Source organism: Variovorax monticola (assembly GCF_051216855.1).
Lineage (GTDB): Bacteria > Pseudomonadota > Gammaproteobacteria > Burkholderiales > Burkholderiaceae_C > Variovorax.
Window position 1 is genome coordinate 518,932 of record NZ_JBPJZP010000002.1, and the last position, 18,158, is coordinate 537,089.

At 68.6% G+C, this 18,158-nt stretch carries 20 protein-coding genes; 9 read left to right on the plus strand and 11 right to left on the minus strand.

The features are described 5' to 3' along the window. Positions 1-59 precede the first annotated feature (59 nt). The 5 genes from tssC to ACSFA5_RS07720 form a co-directional block, all read right to left on the minus strand. Positions 60-1,559 (minus strand): type VI secretion system contractile sheath large subunit, encoded by a 1,500-nt coding sequence (tssC, locus tag ACSFA5_RS07700; protein ID WP_435443436.1) that lies wholly within the window; start codon positions 1,557-1,559, stop codon positions 60-62. A gap of 60 nt (positions 1,560-1,619) precedes the next feature. Next, positions 1,620-2,213, minus strand: a complete 594-nt coding sequence (gene tssB / locus ACSFA5_RS07705) for a type VI secretion system contractile sheath small subunit (protein WP_435443437.1) — start codon at positions 2,211-2,213, stop codon at positions 1,620-1,622. Between the two features lie 481 nt (positions 2,214-2,694). Then, positions 2,695-2,934 carry a hypothetical protein gene (locus tag ACSFA5_RS07710; RefSeq protein WP_435443438.1) on the minus strand — a complete coding sequence of 80 codons (240 nt, stop codon included), beginning with the start codon at positions 2,932-2,934 and terminating at the stop codon, positions 2,695-2,697. 285 nt (positions 2,935-3,219) lie between these two features. Beyond that, the gene (locus ACSFA5_RS07715) at positions 3,220-3,744 is read right to left on the minus strand and encodes a dihydrofolate reductase (RefSeq protein ID WP_435443439.1); all 525 of its coding nucleotides are present in this window, start codon (positions 3,742-3,744) and stop codon (positions 3,220-3,222) included. Positions 3,745-3,757: 13 nt separating this feature from the next. Further along, positions 3,758-4,609: a thymidylate synthase gene (locus ACSFA5_RS07720; RefSeq protein ID WP_435443440.1), complete on the minus strand. Its 852-nt coding sequence runs from the start codon at positions 4,607-4,609 to the stop codon at positions 3,758-3,760. A 70-nt stretch (positions 4,610-4,679) separates the two neighbouring features. Between ACSFA5_RS07720 and nthA the strand changes: the two genes are divergently transcribed. From nthA to ACSFA5_RS07735, 3 genes are read left to right on the plus strand one after another with little or no spacing between them, the layout of a single operon-like run. Beyond that, a complete protein-coding gene (gene nthA / locus ACSFA5_RS07725) occupies positions 4,680-5,333 on the plus strand; it encodes a nitrile hydratase subunit alpha (RefSeq protein WP_435443441.1) in 654 nt (217 codons plus the stop codon). Continuing rightward, a complete protein-coding gene (gene nthB / locus ACSFA5_RS07730; protein WP_435443442.1) occupies positions 5,330-5,995 on the plus strand; it encodes a nitrile hydratase subunit beta in 666 nt (221 codons plus the stop codon). Before nthA ends, nthB begins: the two co-directional genes overlap by 4 nt. Positions 5,996-6,024: 29 nt before the next feature. After that, positions 6,025-6,360 carry a nitrile hydratase accessory protein gene (locus tag ACSFA5_RS07735; protein WP_435444077.1) on the plus strand — a complete coding sequence of 112 codons (336 nt, stop codon included), beginning with the start codon at positions 6,025-6,027 and terminating at the stop codon, positions 6,358-6,360. A gap of 141 nt (positions 6,361-6,501) precedes the next feature. On the opposite strand, the gene ACSFA5_RS07740 is transcribed toward ACSFA5_RS07735, so the two are convergent. Both ACSFA5_RS07740 and ACSFA5_RS07745 read right to left on the minus strand, forming a co-directional pair. Further along, positions 6,502-7,926, minus strand: a complete 1,425-nt coding sequence (locus ACSFA5_RS07740; protein WP_435443443.1) for an FAD-binding oxidoreductase — start codon at positions 7,924-7,926, stop codon at positions 6,502-6,504. After that, positions 7,923-8,357: a DUF2069 domain-containing protein gene (locus tag ACSFA5_RS07745; protein ID WP_435443444.1), complete on the minus strand. Its 435-nt coding sequence runs from the start codon at positions 8,355-8,357 to the stop codon at positions 7,923-7,925. The genes ACSFA5_RS07740 and ACSFA5_RS07745 overlap by 4 nt, the downstream gene beginning before the upstream one ends. A gap of 66 nt (positions 8,358-8,423) precedes the next feature. Here ACSFA5_RS07745 and ACSFA5_RS07750 point away from each other — a divergent pair, with 66 nt between their 5' ends. Next, on the plus strand, positions 8,424-9,635 hold the full coding sequence (locus ACSFA5_RS07750; RefSeq protein WP_435443445.1) for a YihY family inner membrane protein: 1,212 nt from the start codon (positions 8,424-8,426) through the stop codon (positions 9,633-9,635). A 6-nt stretch (positions 9,636-9,641) separates the two neighbouring features. Here ACSFA5_RS07750 and ACSFA5_RS07755 read toward each other — a convergent pair whose 3' ends face one another. After that, on the minus strand, positions 9,642-9,980 hold the full coding sequence (locus ACSFA5_RS07755) for an Mpo1-like protein (protein ID WP_435443446.1): 339 nt from the start codon (positions 9,978-9,980) through the stop codon (positions 9,642-9,644). A 112-nt stretch (positions 9,981-10,092) separates the two neighbouring features. Between ACSFA5_RS07755 and ACSFA5_RS07760 the strand changes: the two genes are divergently transcribed. Both ACSFA5_RS07760 and ACSFA5_RS07765 read left to right on the plus strand, forming a co-directional pair. Then, positions 10,093-10,485, plus strand: coding sequence for a thioredoxin family protein (locus ACSFA5_RS07760; protein ID WP_435443447.1), 393 nt, complete (start codon positions 10,093-10,095; stop codon positions 10,483-10,485). A gap of 43 nt (positions 10,486-10,528) precedes the next feature. Continuing rightward, positions 10,529-11,191, plus strand: coding sequence for an NAD-dependent epimerase/dehydratase family protein (locus ACSFA5_RS07765; protein ID WP_435443448.1), 663 nt, complete (start codon positions 10,529-10,531; stop codon positions 11,189-11,191). 18 nt (positions 11,192-11,209) lie between these two features. Here the strand turns inward: ACSFA5_RS07765 and ACSFA5_RS07770 are convergent, their stop codons facing one another. Continuing rightward, positions 11,210-12,148, minus strand: coding sequence for a LysR family transcriptional regulator (locus tag ACSFA5_RS07770; RefSeq protein WP_435443449.1), 939 nt, complete (start codon positions 12,146-12,148; stop codon positions 11,210-11,212). Between the two features lie 116 nt (positions 12,149-12,264). On the opposite strand from ACSFA5_RS07770, the gene ACSFA5_RS07775 reads away from it, so the two are divergent. The 3 genes from ACSFA5_RS07775 (at position 12,265) to ACSFA5_RS07785 (ending at position 15,833) form a co-directional block, all read left to right on the plus strand. Continuing rightward, complete coding sequence (locus tag ACSFA5_RS07775) at positions 12,265-13,698, plus strand: M20 family metallopeptidase (RefSeq protein WP_435443450.1); 1,434 nt, start codon at positions 12,265-12,267, stop codon at positions 13,696-13,698. Positions 13,699-13,711: 13 nt separating this feature from the next. Next, on the plus strand, positions 13,712-14,701 hold the full coding sequence (locus tag ACSFA5_RS07780) for a Bug family tripartite tricarboxylate transporter substrate binding protein (RefSeq protein WP_435443451.1): 990 nt from the start codon (positions 13,712-13,714) through the stop codon (positions 14,699-14,701). 121 nt (positions 14,702-14,822) lie between these two features. Further along, positions 14,823-15,833, plus strand: coding sequence for a Bug family tripartite tricarboxylate transporter substrate binding protein (locus tag ACSFA5_RS07785; RefSeq protein WP_435443452.1), 1,011 nt, complete (start codon positions 14,823-14,825; stop codon positions 15,831-15,833). Between the two features lie 4 nt (positions 15,834-15,837). Here the strand turns inward: ACSFA5_RS07785 and ACSFA5_RS07790 are convergent, their stop codons facing one another. After that, a complete protein-coding gene (locus ACSFA5_RS07790) occupies positions 15,838-16,644 on the minus strand; it encodes an alpha/beta fold hydrolase (RefSeq protein ID WP_435443453.1) in 807 nt (268 codons plus the stop codon). A gap of 1 nt (position 16,645) precedes the next feature. After that, the gene (locus tag ACSFA5_RS07795; RefSeq protein ID WP_435443454.1) at positions 16,646-17,983 is read right to left on the minus strand and encodes an O-acetylhomoserine aminocarboxypropyltransferase; all 1,338 of its coding nucleotides are present in this window, start codon (positions 17,981-17,983) and stop codon (positions 16,646-16,648) included. Between the last annotated feature and the right edge of the window lie 175 nt (positions 17,984-18,158).

Genomic DNA, 18,158 nt, shown 5'->3' on the forward strand with positions numbered 1-18,158 from the left:
TCTTTCGGTCGGTATGTCGACGTAAAACGAAAAAGAGAAAAGGCGCTCGCGCGGCGCGATCAGGCGGCGGCGGCCGGCAGGTCGGCAACCAGGCGGATCGACGCCGACAGCTCCTCGAGCTGGAAGTGCGGCTTCAGGAAGGCGATGGCGCGGTACGAGCCCGGCTTGCCCGGCACTTCGGTCACGTCCACGCGCGCCTGGCTCAGCGGGTACTTGGCCTTCATGGCCTGCGGCGCCGAGGGGCTCACCAGCACGTAGTTCGCCACCCAGTTGTTCAGGTGCTTCTGCATGTCGGCCTGCGTCTGGAAGCTGCCGATCTTGTCGCGCACGATCACCTTCAGGTAATGCGCGAAACGCGAGGCCGCCAGGATGTAGGGCAGGCGCGCGGAGACGGCCGCGTTGGCGTTGGCCGAGTCCTTGTCGTACACCTTGGGCTTGTTCACGGTCTGTCCGCCGAAGAAGGCCGCGGTGTTCGAACCCTTGGAATTGACGATGGCGATGAAGCCCAGGTCGCTCAGTTCCTTTTCGCGGCGGTCGGTGATGGTCACTTCGGTCGGCGGCTTCAGGGCGATGTCGCCTTCGTCCGTCTTGTAGGCGTGGGCCACCAGGCCGTCGACCTTGCCGCCGCCTTCGACGCCGCGGATCGCTGTGGTCCAGCCGTACATGGCGTGCGCCTGCGTGATGCGCAGCCCAAGCTGGTAAGCCGCGTTGGCCCACAGGTACTTGCCGTGGTCGGTGCCGTCCACGTCTTCTTCGTAGTTGAAGTTTTCCACGGGAATCGTCTTGGCGCCGTACGGCAGGCGAGCCGCGTAGCTCGGCAGCACCAGCGACACGTAGCGCGAGTCTTCCGATTCGCGGAAGGCGCGCCACGAGGCGAGCTCGGCGCTCTCGAAGGTCTTGGACAGGTCGCGCGGAATGCCCAGCTCGGTGAACGACTTGAAGTCGAACAGCGCGGGTGCGGCGGCGGCGATGAAGGGCGCGTGCGCGGCAGCGGCCACGCGCGAGATGCGCTCCAGCAGGGCGATGTCCTGCGGGTGGCGGCCGAAGTAGTAGTCGCCGATCAGCAGCGAGTAGGGGTGGCCGCCGTAGGTGCCGTATTCCTCTTCGTAGATCTTCTTGAAGAGCACGCTGGTGTCGTGGTCGACGGCGGTTTCCAGGTCCTTGAGCAGGTCTTTCTTGCTCACGTTGAGCAGGCGCAGCTTGAGGTTGGAGCCGGTCTCGGTGCCGAACACCATGTCGTGCAGGCCGCGCCAGGAGCCTTCGAGGGCCTGGAACTCGGGGGCGTGCAGGATCGCGTTGAGCTGCTCGGTCAGCAGGCGGTCGATTTCGGCGACGCGCTCGTTGATCAGCGTGACCACGCCCTTGTCGGGGCTGGTCTTCATGCCTTCGTCGAGGATCTGCGAAGCCAGCTGACCGATCAGCTTCTTCGCATAGGCGCCCTGCGACGGCTCGGTCGTCATGTTGCCCTCGTAGACGATCTTGTCGAGCAGGCCCATGTCACTGGTCGTGACCGTGGTTGCTGCGCTGCCGGCTTCGGCGGCTTTGGATTTATTGGCCATATTTGTCACCATTCAGGAATTGCCGGGTCGCGCCATGCGGGCTGCGTCCGGCGTGGTTGATCACGCAGCCGGCGCTTCGGCTTCGGGGGACGATTCGGGTTGCGCAGCGGCATGCGCGGCGGCTGCGGGCTCGGCGGCGGCAGGTGCCGGTGCGCTGCCCGCTTCGGCCTTGGCCTGGGTCTGGACGGTCTTCAGGTCGGCGCTGTTCTGCACCACGCGCTCGAGCAGGTCGTCGAGTTCGTCGTTGCCGTCGAGCTTGGCGAGCAGGTCGCGCAGTTGCTGGCGGGCTTCGAGCAGCTTGGCCAGGCGGGGCACCTTGCCCACGATGGCTTCAGGGTGGAAGTCGCCGAATTCCGCGAAGTTCAGTTCGATCTTCAGGTTGCCTTCGCCCTTCATGGTGTCGGGCACCGACAGGTCCAGGCGCGGGGCGATGTTGCCGAGCACTTCGTCGAAGTTGTCACGGTCGACTTCGATGAAACGGCGTTCCTTGAGCTTGGGCAGCGCCTGTGCGGGCTGGCCCGACAGGTCGGCCAGCAGGCCCACGACCAGGGGCAGCTCTTTCTTCTCGGTGGCGTCGCCGATCTCGACGTCATAGGTGATCTGGACGCGCGGCGGGCGGTTGCGCCCCACCCAGTTTTGCAGGCTGTTCGACATTTTTCGCTCTCAGAAAAGGTTGAATTGACAGGAAAACACGTTGAAGTTTTCGATGCTCTTCGCCGTCTCGGCGGCGCGCGATCCCTTGCCGTTGCTGTCCCGGCATGCATCAAAAGCTGACGAAAGATACAAATGGAGATATTTAAGGACAATCCCCTGAATTGGGTAGTGCTCCCATGAACACGGAGAAAATCCAATAAAAACAAGGCTCTCCGGTTTATAAACTTACATTTAAATGAAATTTGTCACGAATTACGGCCAGGTTTGGCCGGGCCCATAGGACCAAAGTCCTGTGACAGGGACAAGGCGGCAGGCGGTGCCGCGCGCAGGAGCGCGCGGACGGTGCAAAGCGGGATGGGGAGTGCGCGCGCATCGCGGCCGTCGGCCGTGTGGCCGGGGCGATGCGGGCGGGTCGAAATGTGGGGCTGAAGTGCGCAGCCGAGCGCGCGGCGAAGAGCGCGGAACGCGCCCGCGGTTCGTCTCAGAGTTCGATGAACGCCGAGGTGGCCTTGTTCAGGGCCAGCTGGCCCTTCACCGTGATCGATTCGACCTGGGCCAGCTGATGGATTGCGCGCGAACCGGGTGCGCGGTCCGACGGTGGAATGAAGGCTGTCACCAACTCTGCCGCACGCAGCACGCGCAGCCTGTCGATGTCTGCCGGCGTGTGAATCACGTGTGGCAATTTCTGCTCGGAGAGCACCCGAAGAAATTCCATGGACATGAGCCTTCTCCTTGGGGTTGAGGGCGTGCAGGACATTGTGCGCACAAACAATTAGCACTGTCCAAACGCGGCGTAACCCCTGCGGCGCGCAGGCCTTTGCGCGTGTACCGAAGACCTAGTTTCGGGACTGCGCCGGCCACGCGGTGGTGTCGGGCATCACGATGTGCCGGTGCACCGGGTCGATGCCGTCGAACACCCGTGGATGTCTACCTCGAGCCGGCCATCGGTGGTGGGGCGCGCCGTGCCGGTCATGAAGAGCGCCTCTTCGTCGGGCGCCGTCGTCGCTCATCGGCGGGGGGAGGCGACCCGCTCGTACGTGACGAAGCTGAAGGCCTGGCCTTCCTTTGCGGAGACATGCGACTCGCGCTGCGTTTCGCGCCACACGGTGGCATCGAGCGTGGGTGCGTGGGCATCGCCTTCGTAGTCGCGCGCAAGCTCGGTCACGACCGCGCGGTGCGCGAGGGGCTCGGCCTCGGCGTAGATCTGCGCGCCGCCGATGACCCACACGTCCGCGGGCTGTTGCTGCTGCTCGCACAGCGCGAAGGCCTCCTGCAGGCTGCCCACGCGCTGCGCGCCGTCGGCCTGCCAGTCGGCCTGGCGCGTGACCACGATGTTCTGCCGGCCCGGCAGCGGGCGAAAGCGCGGCGGCAGCGAGTCCCAAGTCTTGCGGCCCATGACCACGGGTGCGCCGGCCGTCTGCTGCTTGAAGTGCGCCATGTCCTCGGGCAGGTGCCAGGGGATGGTGTTGTCCGCGCCGATGACGCCGTTGGCGGCGCGGGCGAAGATGAGGTTGATGCGCGGCGTGCTCATGCAGGGGCTCCGCTCACACCGCCACGGGGGCCTTGATGGCGTCGCCGTGCTGGTAGTCGAGCACCTCGAAGTCTTCGTACTGGTAGTCGAAGATCGACGCGGGCTTGCGCTTGATGTTCAGCGTGGGGTACGGGTAGGGCGTGCGGCTCAGTTGCAGCGCCACCTGCTCGGCGTGGTTGCTGTAGATGTGGCAGTCGCCGCCGGTCCACACGAAGTCGCCCACGTCCAGGTCGCACTGCTGCGCCACCATGTGCGTGAGCAGCGCGTAGCTCGCGATGTTGAAGGGCACGCCCAGAAAGATGTCGGCGCTGCGCTGGTAGAGCTGGCAGCTCAGCTTGCCGCGTTCGCCCTCGGCCTGCGGCGGCGCCACGTAGAACTGGAAGAAGGCGTGGCAGGGCATCAGCGCCATCTTCGACAGCTCGGCCACGTTCCATGCGCTCACGATGATGCGGCGCGAATCGGGGTTGCTCTTCAGCGTCTTGATGACCTCGGAAATCTGGTCGATGTGCCCGCCGTCGGGCGTGGGCCAGCTGCGCCACTGCACGCCGTACACGGGGCCCAGGTCGCCGTCTTCGCGCGCCCATTCGTTCCAGATGCTGACGCCGCGTTCCTTCAGCCAGTTGTTGTTGCTGGAGCCGGTCAGGAACCACAGCAGTTCCTGGATGATGGACTTCAGGTGCACCTTCTTCGTGGTGACCAGCGGAAAGCCCTCGTTCAGGTCGAAGCGCATCTGGTGGCCGAACACGCTCTTGGTGCCGGTGCCGGTGCGGTCGCTCTTGAACACGCCGTGGGTGTCGACGTGGCGCATGAAGTCTTCGTACTGGGAGCGGACGGGGCGGGCGGGCGTGGACGGCGTGGAGGTCATGGCAGAAGGGGGCTTGGGAGGCTTCGGGCGGGGCCTTCGAATTTTAAGTGCGTCGGCGTAGCATGGCCGGATGAGCGCAGACCACCCCCACACCGACCATGACCACGACTCTGGCCATGGCCACAGCGAACTCGGCGAAATGGACCTGCGCGTGCGCGCGCTGGAGAGCGTGCTGACGCAAAAGGGCTACGTCGACCCCGCCGCGCTGGACGCGCTGATCGATACCTACCAGACCCGCATCGGTCCGCGCAACGGTGCGCGCGTGGTGGCGCGGGCCTGGGTCGATCCGGCGTTTCGCACATGGCTGCTGGCCGACGCCACCGCGGCCATCGCCTCGCTCGGCTACACGGGCCGCCAAGGCGAGCACATGGTAGCGGTGGAGAACACCGACGCGCTGCACCACATGGTCGTGTGCACCCTGTGCAGTTGCTACCCCTGGCCGGTGCTGGGCCTGCCGCCCACCTGGTACAAGAGCGCGCCCTACCGCTCGCGCGTGGTGAAAGACCCGCGTGGCGTGCTCGCCGACTTCGGCGTGACGCTGCCCGAGGCCACGCGCATCCGCGTGTGGGACTCGACCGCCGAGGTGCGCTACCTCGTGATTCCGCAGCGGCCCGCAGGCACCGAGGGACTGGACGAAGACGCGCTTGCCGCGCTGGTCTCGCGCGATTCGATGATCGGCACGCGGCTGGCGCAGGCTCCCGCGAAACAGGGGAGCCCTGCATGAGCTACGACACCAAGGCCGACCTTGGCGGCCAACCCGGTTTCGGCAAGGTGGTGCCGGAGCCCGAAGGCGAGCTGTTCCATGCGGGCTGGGAGCCGCGCGTGCTGGCGCTCGTGCTGGCCATGGGTGCCACGGGGTCATGGAACATCGATGCGAGCCGCGCCGTGCGCGAGACGCTGCCCGACTACCGCGACCTGAGCTACTACCAGATCTGGCTCGGCGCGCTCGAGCAGCTGATGCTGCAGCGCGGGCAGGTCTTCGCGGACGAGGTTGCCAGTGGCGAGATGCGCCACGTGCCCGCGCCTGTCGCACGCGTGCTGCAGGCGGCCCACGTGCCGGCCGTGCTGGCGAAAGGCTCGCCGACGCAGCGCCCCGCGCCGGGTCCGGCACGCTTCGCCGTCGGTCAAGCGGTGCGCACACACCTCGGCAAGGTCGACCATCACACGCGGCTGCCCGCCTACGTGCAGGGCAAGCGCGGCACCGTCATGCATGTGCACGGCGCGCACGTGTTCGCCGACGCCAATGCACAGGGGCTCGGCGAGCAGCCGCAGTGGCTCTACACGGTGGCCTTCGGCGAGGCCGAGCTCTGGGGCGACACGGTGCCGCGCCAGAACCTCTCGGTGTCGGTCGATGCGTGGGAAAGCTACCTGGAGGCCGTCGCGTGAACGGCGACCGCCTGCCCCTGTCGCCCGGCATGCCGTGCGATGCCGACGGGCCCGTCTTCGGCGCGCCATGGGAAGCGCAGGCCTTCGCGATGACGCTGGCGCTGCACGAACGCGGGCTGTTCACCTGGCCCGAGTGGGCACAGACGCTGGCCGCGCAAATCGCCGCCGCGCAGGCCGCGGGCGATCCGGACACGGGCGAGACCTACTACCGGCATTGGCTGGCGGCGCTGGAGACGCTGGTGGCGCGCAAGGGCGCGAGCTCGGGCGACGAACTCGCCCGCTACCGGCATGCCTGGGACCATGCGGCGGACCGCACGCCGCATGGGCAGCCGATCGAGTTGCGGGGCGAAGACTTTCCCGGCTGAGTGGTATTGTCTTGCTCCTTCCCCTTCCGGGGGAAGGTTGGGATGGGGGCAAGCGGCGGTGGATGGGCCAGCGGCAATGGATACGCCGCGTGCCCCCACCCCAGCCCTCCCCCGGAAGGGGAGGGAGCAATGCAGCAGACCCTAGACCCGGATCACGCGCCCCGGGTTCAGCGTGTTCTTCGGGTCCAGCCCGCGCTTGATGGCCCGCATCATCTCCAGCGCCACCGGCGACTTGTGCTTTTCCAGCTTGTCGACCTTGAGCGAACCCACGCCGTGCTCGGCCGAGAACGAGCCGCCGAATTTCTCGACCGCGTCGTACACCAGCGTGTTGATGCGCTCTTCCTCGTTCTTCAGGAAGGCCTTGGTGTCGATGTTCTCCGGCGCCTGCACGTTGTAGTGCAGGTTGCCGTCGCCCAGGTGGCCGAAGTTCACCAGCCGCACGCCGGCGATCTCGCGCTGCAGCAGCGCGTCGGTCTCGGCCACGAAGGCCGGAATGCGCGACACCGGAATCGAGATGTCGTGCTTGATGTTCAGGCCCTCTTCGGCCTGCGCCAGCGGAATGCTCTCGCGGATGTGCCACAGCTGGTGCGCCTGCGTGAGGTTCTCGGCCACCACCGCGTCGCTCACGCAGCCGTCTTCGAAGGCGGTCTCCAGCAGCGCCTCGAAGCGCGCGCGGGCGTGGTCTTCGGATTCGCTGTCGGAGTTCTCCAGCAGCACGCAGTAAGGCACCGCCTCGTCGGCGATGAAGGGCACGCGCAGCTGCGGCATGTGCTTGTCGACCAGGCTCAGCGCGAACTTGCCCATCACCTCGAAGCCGGTGAGGCCCGAGCCCAGGTGCTTGTGCGCCAGGCCCAGCAGCGTGACCGCGTGGTCCAGCGAAGGCACGGCGGCCCAGGCAGTGAGTTGCGCGGCCGGCAGCGGGTAGAGCTTCATGGTGGCGGCGGTGATGACGCCCAGCGTGCCTTCGCTGCCCACGATCAGGTCGCGCAGGTCGTAGCCGGTGTTGTCCTTGCGCAGGCCGCTGGTGCCTTCCCAGATGTCGCCCTGCGGCGTGACCACTTCCAGGCCCAGGCACAGGTCGCGCGTGTTGCCGTAGCGCACCACCTGCGTGCCGCCCGCGTTGGTCGCCAGGTTGCCGCCGATGGTGCAGCTGCCTTCGGCCGCCAGGCTCAGCGGGAACAGGAAGCCGGCTTTCTCGGCCGCCTCCTGCAGCGTCTGCAGGATGCAGCCGGCCTCCACCGTCATGGTGAGGTTGGCGCCGTCGATGGTGCGAATGGCGTTCATGCGCTGCAGGCTCAGCACCACCTGCGTGCCGCTCTCGTCGGGAATGGAGCCCACCGCCAGGCCGGTGTTGCCGCCCTGCGGAACGACGGCCGTGCCGGCCGCGGCGCAGGCCTTCACCACGTCGGCCACCTGCTGCGTGGTGGCGGGCCGCACCACGGCCAGCGACTTGCCGCGCGCGCGCTTGCGCCAGTCCTGTTCGTAGGCAGTGAGGTCGCCCTCGTGGAGCACGTTCGCGGCGCCGACGATGGCGCGCAGTTGTTCGATCAGGGATGCAGTGGTCATTGGGCGGAAGCCTCCAGGGGGCGGGCAGCGGCAGCAGCGGCAGCAGCGGCAGCGGCGGTCTTGGCGTGGCGCAGGCGCAGCCGCACGTGCCAGGCGCAGGCCGCGAACAGCACGAGGCACAGCAGCACCTCGACGAGTGCGAGCACCTGGCTCACGCCGCGGGTGTCGCTCCAGGCGCGCACCACGCCTTCGGTGAAATAGAGCCAGACCATCAGGCTGACCCAGCGGTAGGTGTACATGCGGTTCTTGTACAGACCCGCCAGCGGAACGACCAGCGGCAGCACCTTCAGCGCCAGCAGCGAGCCGCCCGGGCGCAAGGGCGCCAGCCACAGCTCCCAGGCCAGGCCCAGCACGATGAGGCCGACGAGGCTGCCCACGGCGGCCCAGCGGGTCGCGCGAACGGAGGAGGGTGGGAGCGTTGGGGCGTACACGTCGGGGCGGCAGGAAAGAAGGGGGCGCGCGGTCGGTGGCGGACGCGATGGAAAAGAGCGGATGGCATGATAGCCGCCATGAATCGCAGGCAACTCTGGAGGGATCTTTCTCGCTTTCCCTGGCGCAACACCGCGGCGGTGCTGGGCGAGCGTTTTCGCGAAGACAAGCTCGGCCTCACGGCCAGCAGCCTGACCTTCACCACCACCATCGCGATGGTGCCGTTCTTCACGGTGGCGCTGGCGCTGTTCACCGTGTTCCCGATGTTCGCCAAGATGCAGGGCCGGCTGCAGCGCTGGCTGGTCGAGAGCCTGATTCCCGAGAACATCTCGCGCCAGGTGCTCGGCTACCTGAACCAGTTCGCGAGCAAGGCCAGCGGGCTGGGCATCGCGGGCCTGATCGTGCTGCTGATCACCGCCATTGCGCTGATCCTCACGATCGACAAGACGCTCAACAACATCTGGCGCGTGCGCACGCCGCGGCCGTTCGCGCAGCGGGTGCTGATCTACTGGGCCACCATCACGCTGGGCCCGCTGATCCTGGCGGTGAGCCTGTCGACCACCTCGTACGTGTTCGCGGCGTCGCGCGACGTGGTGGGCGGTGCCATGGTCAAGCTGGCCTTCGACAGCCTCGAATTTTTGCTGCTGGGCGCCGGCATGGCCGCGCTGTACCACTACGTGCCCAACACCCACGTGCGCTGGTCGCACGCCTGGGCGGGCGGCCTCTTCGTGGCCGCGTCCATCGAGATCGCCAAGCGCGTGCTGGGGTACTACCTGAGCCTGGTGCCTACCTACTCGGTGGTGTACGGCGCCTTCGCCACCTTTCCGATTCTTCTGGTGTGGATCTACGTGGCCTGGGTGATCGTGCTGCTGGGCGCGGTCATCGCCGCCTACCTGCCGAGCCTGCTGACGGGCGTGGCGCGCCGCGGCGGCACGGCGGGCTGGCCGCTTCAGCTGGCGATGGAATCGCTGCAGCACCTGGCGCGCGCGCGGGCCACGCCGGCCAAGGGCATGGGCGCGGCCGAGCTGGTGACGCACATGCGGGTCGACGCGCTGCAGCTGGCGCCGGTGCTGGAGACGCTGGTGGCGCTCGACTGGATCGCGCCGCTGGCCGAAGAACCCGAAGGCCGGGACCCGCGCTACGTGCTGCTGGCCGATCCGTCCACTTCCATCGAACCGCTGCTCAGGGAACTGATGATGCCGCGCGCCGAACCACTCGAAGATCTGTGGCAAAAAGGCCCGTTACGCACGTTGCGACTGGGTGACGTGCTATTGATCTAGTAGCACTCAGATCTTCACGCGGCCCAGCCAGATGTCGCGGTACATCGCCCAGTCGCCCATGAAGCTGTACAGCGGCCGCTTGAAGGACGCCGGCCGGTTTTTCTCGAACCCGAAGTGCCCGACCCAGGCAAAGCCGTAGCCCGCCACCAGGGCGGCCAGCAGCCACCACGGGTTGAGCGTGACCACCAGTGCCAGCAGGCACAGCAGCGAAATCGTCGAGCCCGCGAAGTGCAGCCGCCTGCAGGTGCGGTTGGCGTGCTCGGTCAGGTAGAACGGATAGAACTCGGCAAAGCGCTTGAAACGGCGCGGATCGACTGCAGATTCGGGGGCGGTCGTGGTGTTCATCGTGCGAGTCTCCTGTGACCTGGAGCCCCCGCGGCGGGGGCCTTGTCCATAATAGCCACGACCTCGCGCCGGCACCATCCGGCCCTTCCATCACTCCCTGGACGCATCGACCTTGAGCGCTCTTTCAAGCACCCCCAACGCCCCGGCATCCGCCGACCCCGCCGGCGATGCGCTGTGGGTCGTGTGCCTGTGCGCCGAATGGTGCGGCAGTTGCCGCGACTACCGGCCGCTGCTCGAACAGGTGGCGCGCGCGCATCCGCAACTGCGCTTCGCGTGGGTCGACATCGAAGACCATGCCGACATCGCCGACGCCTTCGACGTCGAGACCTTCCCGACCCTGCTGGTCGCGGGCGCCGACGGCACCCGCTTTCTCGGCCCGCTGCTGCCGCACGCGGAAACGCTCTCGCGCATGCTGTCGGCGCTGCAGCCGCCGAAGCCATCGAGCCTCGACGTCGACCTGCTGCTGGCGGTGCTGAACAAGAAGCCGGCCGTCTTCACGGTCTGACCCTTTTCCTTTCCTTCCTCTCACCTCTCGCGGCGGACCCTTCATGAAGATCCTGATTTTTGGCGCCACCGGCATGGTGGGGCAGGGCGTGCTGCGCGAGTGCCTGCTGGCACCCGATGTGCAGAGCGTGGTCGCGGTCGGGCGCAACGGCACGGGGCAGCAACACGCCAGGCTGCGCGACCTGGTGCACAAGGACATGGACGACTACAGCGCCGTCGAGCCGCAGTTGCAGGGCTTCGACGCCTGCTTCTTCTGCCTGGGCGTGTCCTCGGTCGGCATGAAGGAGCCCGCGTACAAGCGCATCACCTACGACCTGACGCTGGCCGCCGCCACCGTGCTCGCGCGGCTCAACCCGGGCATGACCTTCACCTACGTGACGGGCGCCGGCACCGACAGCAGCGAGCGCGGCAGCAGCATGTGGGCGCGCGTGAAGGGCGCGACCGAAAACGCCTTGCTGCGCCTGCCGTTCAAGGGGGCGTACATGTTCCGCCCCGGCGTCATCCAGCCGCTGCACGGCGTGCGCTCCAAGACGCCGCTGTACGACGGCATCTACGTCGTGCTGTCGCCCCTGCTGAGCCTGGCGTACCGGCTCTGGCCGAACAAGGTGACGACCACCGAGAAGGTCGGCCGCGCCATGCTGGCCGTGGCGCGCAACGGCGCGCCGAAAAAGCTGCTCGACCCGGCGGACATCAACGCGCTGGGCTGAGCTTTTTCATCGCGGGGTTCAGGCGTCGGCGCGCGCCCGCCCCAGCTTGCGCCGGCCTGCGCTGGCCATGGCACCTACCAGGTGCTTCACGAACGCTTGCGCCAGCGGCGGCAGCGTGCGGCCTTCGAGCGCCAGCACCTGCAACTGGCGCTGCTGCAGCGGCGCCTCGGCAAAGGGCCGCGCCACCACCGTGCCCGCTTCGATCAGGTGCATCACCGTGAGATGGCCCGACAGCATCACGTCGGGCGTGCGCAGCAGCGGCAGCAGCACCGACGAAAAGTTGCTCACGAAGATCGCGTGGTACCGCAGCCCCTGCAGGCTGCAGGCCTGGTCGAACAGCTGGCGCGCGGTAACGCCCTTGTCGCCCACGGCCAGCGGGTAGCGCACCGCGTCGGCCACCGACACCACGCGCTGGCGCGCCAGCGGATGGTCGGGCCGCAGCACGGCATACACCGGCGCGGTGGCCGTGTGCGCAACCGCCAGGCCGGGCTCCGGCGCCACCACGTACTTCAGCGCGATGTCGGTTTCGCCGCGCGCCAGCAGTGCGCTCACGCCGTCGGGCGAGCCCACGTGCAGCTCGAGCTGGCAGCCCGGGTGCGCCTGTTCGAAGCTGCGCATCACCAGCGGCATGAAGTGCCCCGCGAAGCCTTCGGTGCAGGCCATGCGAATGCGCCGTGCGCCATGCCCGCCCAGGTCGCGCACCTGCTCGACCACCTGCTCGATGTCGAGCTGCGCATTGCGCAGGTGGGCCGCCAGCCGCTCGCCCGCGGCCGTGAGCGCCATGCCGCGCGCATGCCGCTCGAACAGCGGCGTGCCCAGGCTGTCTTCGAGCTTGGCGATTTGCCGGCTGACCGCCGACGACGCCACGAACAGCCTCGCCGCCGCCTGGTTGACCGAACCGCTGCGCGCCACTTCGAGGAAGTGGCGCATCGGGATGCTGAGAAGCGGGAGTGTCATGCGCTTGGGATGGGTGTTGCCTTGAAAGCAATGGTAGCTTGCCAAAACGATGCTGGAAGCATCGGCCTTCAGGCCTTGTACTTGCTGCACCCGACAGACAGACAAGGACACCCTTCATGCAACGCACCCACAGCCTGGCCGCTGCCACGGCCTATTTCGACGGTGGCGGCTTCTTCGCCGACCTTCAGCGCCGCATCGCCTTTCGCACCGAAAGCGACACCGGCGCCGCCACACCCGCGCTCGAGGCCTACCTGCGCGAAGAGCTGATGCCGCCGCTCGCGGCGCTGGGCTTCACTGGCGAGGTCGTTGCCAACCCGGTGCCCGGCGGTGGCCCCTTCCTCATCGCGCGCCGCGTCGAAGACCCGGCGCTGCCCACGGTCATGACCTACGGCCATGGCGACGTCGTGAGCGGGCAGGACGCCCAGTGGGACGAGGGCCTGGCACCGTGGGCGCTCACCGTGCGCGGCGAGCGCTGGTACGGGCGGGGCACGGCCGACAACAAGGGTCAGCACAGCATCAACCTGGGCGGGCTGGCCGCCGCCATCGAGGCGCGCGGCGGACGCCTGGGCTACAACATGACGTGGCTCGTCGAAATGGGCGAAGAGGCCGCCTCGCCCGGCCTGCATGCGGTGTGCGCGCAGGAGCGCGACAAGCTGCGCGCCGACCTGTTCCTCGCCAGCGACGGCCCGCGCGTGAGCGCCGAGCGGCCCACGCTGTTCCTGGGCTCGCGCGGCGCGGTCAACTTCAGCCTTCGGCTGCGCGCCCGGCCGCGCGCCTACCACTCGGGCAACTGGGGCGGTGTGCTGGCCAACCCGGGCACGGTGATCAGCCACGCGGTGGCCTCGCTGGTGGACGCGCACGGCCGCATCCTTGTCGACGCCCTGCGCCCGCCGCCGGTCACGCAGGCCGTGCGGGACGCGCTGGCCGACATCGCCATCGGCGGCGGCGCGGACGACCCCGCGGTCGACGAGGGCTGGGGCGAACCCGGCCTGAGCCCGGCCGAGCGGCTGGTGGCGTGGAACACCATCGAGGTGCTGGCGCTCGGCGCCGGTTCGGCCACGCGGCCGGTCAACGCCATTCCTTCGGAGGCCGTGGCGCATTGCCAGTTGCGCTTCGTGGTCGGCACGCCGTGGCAAGACCTGCAGCAGATCGTGCGCGCGCACCTCGATGCGCACGGCTTCGGGCAGGTCGAGGTGGCCGTCACGCTGACCGGGGCGGCCACGCGGCTCGATGTGCAGAACCCCTGGGTCGGCTGGGCGCGCCGGTCCATCGAACAGAGCAGCGGTCAGCGGCTCGACCTGCTGCCCAACCTCGCGGGCTCGTTGCCCAACGATGTGTTCGCCGACGTGCTGGGCCTGCCGACCCTGTGGGTGCCGCATTCGTACCCTGCCTGCGCGCAGCACGCGCCCAACGAGCACCTGCTCGCGCCGCTGGCGCGCGAGGGCCTGCGGATCATGGCCGGCCTGTACTGGGACCTGGGTGAGCCCGGCCTTGCGCCGTGGGCCGCCGGACGAATCTCGACGACCGCTTCCGCTTCTTCAACCTCCTGACACGCACACGCCCATGAAATCCTTCGTCTCCCGCCGCACGTTCGGCCTGCTGCTCGGCGCCTGCGCCGTCCTGGGCGCGCACGCCCCCGCGTTCGCGCAAGACGCCTGGCCCGAGCGCGCCATCAAGCTCGTCGTGCCGTTTCCGCCGGGCGGCGGCACCGACATCGTGGCGCGTGCGATGGGGCAGACCCTGTCGGAGCGCCTGGGCCAACCCATCGTGATCGACAACAAGCCCGGCGCCGCCACCATCATCGGCACCGACGCCGTGGCCAAGGCCGCGCCCGACGGCTACACGTTGCTGCTCTCCGGCTCGACCAGCTACAGCGTGAACCCGGCGCTGCGCGCGAAGCTGCCCTACGACCCGGTGCGCGACCTGGCGCCCATCGCCATCGTGGCGCGCACGCCGCTGGTGCTGGTGGTGGGCAAGGGCACGCCGTGGCATTCGGTGGCCGAGCTCGTCGCTGCCGCCAAGGCCAAGCCGAAAAGCATCCGCTACGCCACCTTCGGCTCGGGCTCGGGCCCGCACTTGGCGGGCGAGCTGCTGGCACTGGCCGCCGGCATCCAGCTGCAGGACATTCCGTACAAGGGCAGCAGCCAAGGCGCGATGGCCGTGATCGGCGGCGAGATCGAGGTGGGCATCGACACCGTGGCCTCGGTGGCGCCGCATGTGCGTTCGGGCAAGCTGCGCGCGCTGGGCATCGTGGGCGCCACGCGCTCCAGCATGCTGCCCGAGGTGCGCACGCTGGCCGAGCAGGGCCTGCCCGACGCCACCTTCGACGCCTGGTACGGCTTTGCCGCGCCGGCGCGCACCCCCGCACCGGTGATCGACAAGCTCACCCGCGCCGCCACCGCGACCATGGGCAGCCCCGCGCTGCAGGCGCAGCTGCGCGCGCAGGGCATGGAGCCGGTGGCCATCGGCGCGGCGGCCTTCCGCACGCAGATGGAGGGCGAGATCTCGCGTTACCGTGCGCTGGCGCACCGGGCGGGCATTGCCGCCGAGTAGCAAGGGCATGCGAGCGCGGACCCCGTGACCGCGAAGGCCGGACGCATCGGGCAAACTGGAACGTCGTTCATTGCCGCCACGGCAGTGCCCGCGGCCGGTTGTCCGGCCCGATGCCGATGTCATGAAACAGATCGCTCCCTGCTTCTTTCGCGCTTTCCATGCCGTGCTGCCCGCTTTGCTCCTGTGCATCACGGCGGCGTCGGGCGCGCAGTCGTCGGCGCCCTCGCAGGCCGACTGGCCGCAACGACCCATCCGCGTGGTGGTGCCGTTCTCGGCGGGCGGTGGCAGCGACATGGTGGCCCGTGTGCTGGGGCAGAGCCTGTCGCAGCGGCTCGGCCAGCCAGTCATCGTCGACAACAGGCCGGGCGCCGCGACGGTGGTGGGCACCCGGCAGGTGGTGCGGGCCGCGCCGGACGGCTACACGCTGCTGTTGTCGGGCTCCACCAGCTTCAGCGTGAACCCGGCGGTGCGCAAGACGCTGCCGTACGACCCGGCGCGCGACCTGGCGCCCATCGCCATCGTGGCGCGCACTTCGCTGGCGCTGGTCGTGGGCCAGGGCACGCCGTGGCACTCGCTGCGCGAGGTGATCGCGGCCGCCAGGGCCAGCCCGGGAGGCGTCCGCTACGGCACCTTCGGCGCGGGTTCGGGCCCGCACCTGGCCGGCGAGATGTTTGCGCTGGCCGCGGGCGTGCAGCTGCAGCCCATTCCGTACCGCACCACCGGCCAGCTGCTGGTGGCGCTGAACAGCGGCGATGTCGAACTGGGCATCGAGGTGGCCGGCGCGCTGGCGCCGCAGGTCGCCGCGGGCAAGCTGCGCGCCGTCGCCGTGCTGGGCGCCGGGCGATCCGCGGCGTTGCCATGGGTGCCCACGCTGGCGGAGCAGGGCCTGCGCGAAGCCACGTTCGAGGCGTGGTTCGGCTTGGCCGCGCCGGGCCGAACGCCTGCGCCGGTGCTGGAAACCCTGTCGAGTGCGGTCACGGCCGCCATGGGCGACCCCGCTGTGCAGGCGGCGCTGCGCGCCCAAGGCATGGAGCCGGTGGCGCTCGGCGCGGCAGCCTTCCGCAAGGAAACGGAAACCGAGATTGCGCGCTACCGCATCCAGGCTGCGCGCGCGGGCATCTCGGTGGACTGAGCCATCACGCGGCGACGAAGTCGCGAAGCGCGAACAGCACCGCGTCGGGCGCCTCGCTCATCAGCGAATGGCCGGCCTGCACCGTCACCACCTTGGCGTTGCGAGCCTTGCCCACCAGCAATCTGGTGGCGCGCGGCGGTGTCATCTGGTCGGCGTCGCCGAGCAAAAACAGCACCGGGCACTGCACCTTCTCCATCGCCACTTCGCCGTTGGCGTAGTCGTTGCAGGCCTTGAAGCCGATGTGGAACACATTGGCCTCGCGGTTGCTCGCGAGCACGCGGCGCATGAGCGCGCGCGAGCTGCCGTACAGCCACGTGCCAGGGCCGAGCGAGGAGGGGGGCGGCGCCATCATCGAGTGCGAGAAGGTATTGACCATGGCAATGGCGCTTTGCGGATCGTTGAGCGCGCCGTCGAGCAGCGCGGGCGACACCGCCATGGGGTAGGCGGTGCCGACCATCGCCAGGTGCGTGATGCGCCCGGGCGCGCGCGCGGCGGCTTCCAGCGCAATGAGCGAGCCGAAGCTGTGACCGATGAGCGTGGCCTTGTCGACACCGGCGGCATCGAGCAGTGCAATGACGAACTGCGCCGCGTCTTCCACGCTGGCGGGCGGCGGGCCTTCGCTCTTGCAGTGGCCGGGCAGGTCGACCGCGAGCACGTTCCAGCCGTGGTTGGCGAACCAGCGGCTCTGCAGGATCCACACGCTGTGGTCGTTCAGCACGCCGTGGATGAACACCACGGTGGGCTTGGCTGCATCGAGGGGCTTGCCGGCGGTGTAGCAGTAGGTGGTGTGGCCGTTGACGGTGTAGTTCATGTCAGGCGCCCACCTTTTCCGCGGCCTTCAGCGCACGCTTCAGGTCGTCGATCAGGTCGGCCGGGTCTTCCAGCCCGATCGACAGGCGAATGGTGCCCTGCGAGATGCCCGCGCCGGCCAGCGCCTCGTCGGTCATGCGGAAGTGCGTGGTGCTCGCGGGGTGGATCACCAGGCTGCGGCAGTCGCCCACGTTGGCCAGGTGGCTGAACAGCTTCAGCGCCTCGATGAAGGCCTTGCCCTGCGCGCGGCTGCCCTTGATGTCGAAGCTGAACACCGCGCCCGCGCCGCGCGCGCCGTGGCGCAGCAGCTTCTTCGCGAGCGCGTGGCTCGGATGCGATTCGATCAGCGGATGCCCCACGCGCGACACGAACGGGTGCGCGGCCAGGAACTCGACCACCTTCTGCGTGTTGTCGATGTGGCGCTCCATGCGCAGCGGCAGCGTCTCGATGCCCTGCAGGATCAGCCAGGCCGTGTGCGGGCTCATCGACGCGCCGAAGTCGCGCAGACCCTCGCGGCGGGCGCGCAGCAGAAAGGCGCCGACCGTGCTTTCTTCGCTGAACACCATGTTGTGGAAGCCGTCGTAGGCCTGGGTCAGCTCGGCGAATTTGCCCGCGCTGCCATCGGCAGCGTTTCGTGATGCCTTTTCCCAGTCGAAGCTGCCGCCGTCGACCACCACGCCGCCGATGACCGTGCCGTGGCCCGACAGGAACTTGGTGGCCGAGTGATAGACCAGGTCGGCGCCCCAGTCGAAGGGCTTGATCAGGTAGGGCGAGGTGAGGGTCGAGTCCACCAGCAGCGGCACGCCGGCTTCGTGCGCGATGTCGCTCACGGCGGGAATGTCGAGCACGTCCAGGCCGGGGTTGCCCACGGTCTCGCCGAAGAAGAGCTTGGTGTTGGGGCGTACCGCGGCGCGCCAGCCGTCGAAGTCGCCGGGCTTCACGAAGGTGGTGTCGATGCCGAAGCGGCGCATCGTGTAGTGCAGCAGGTTCTGCGAGCCGCCGTACAGCGCCGTGCTCGCCACGATGTGCGAGCCCGCGCCCATCAGCGTGGCCACCGACAGGTGCAGCGCGGCCTGGCCGCTGGCCGTGGCGATGGCGCCGATGCCGCCTTCGAGCGCCGACACGCGCTGCTCCAGCACCGCGTTTGTCGGGTTGCTGATGCGCGAGTACACGTGGCCCGCGCGCTCCAGGTTGAACAGCGCGGCGGCGTGGTCGCTGGACTCGAAGACGAAGGAGGTGGTCAAGTGGATCGGCACCGCCCGCGCGCCGGTGGCGGGGTCGGGCGAGGCGCCGGCGTGCAGCGCGAGGGTGTCGAAACCGGGGTCGGAATATCCGGGCATGCAGGGCCTTTCTCTGTTGTCTCTGGGGTCGCTTCGCAAAGCCCCGTTACGTCTGCAATTCATGCGTGCGCGACAGGGGCGTGCAGGTCGGCGCCGATTGTGGGCTATATTCAAAAACGGCACGCCGCCGACCCAGCCCAGAGATAGCCGAGATTGAGTCCCGAGAGGAGCACAC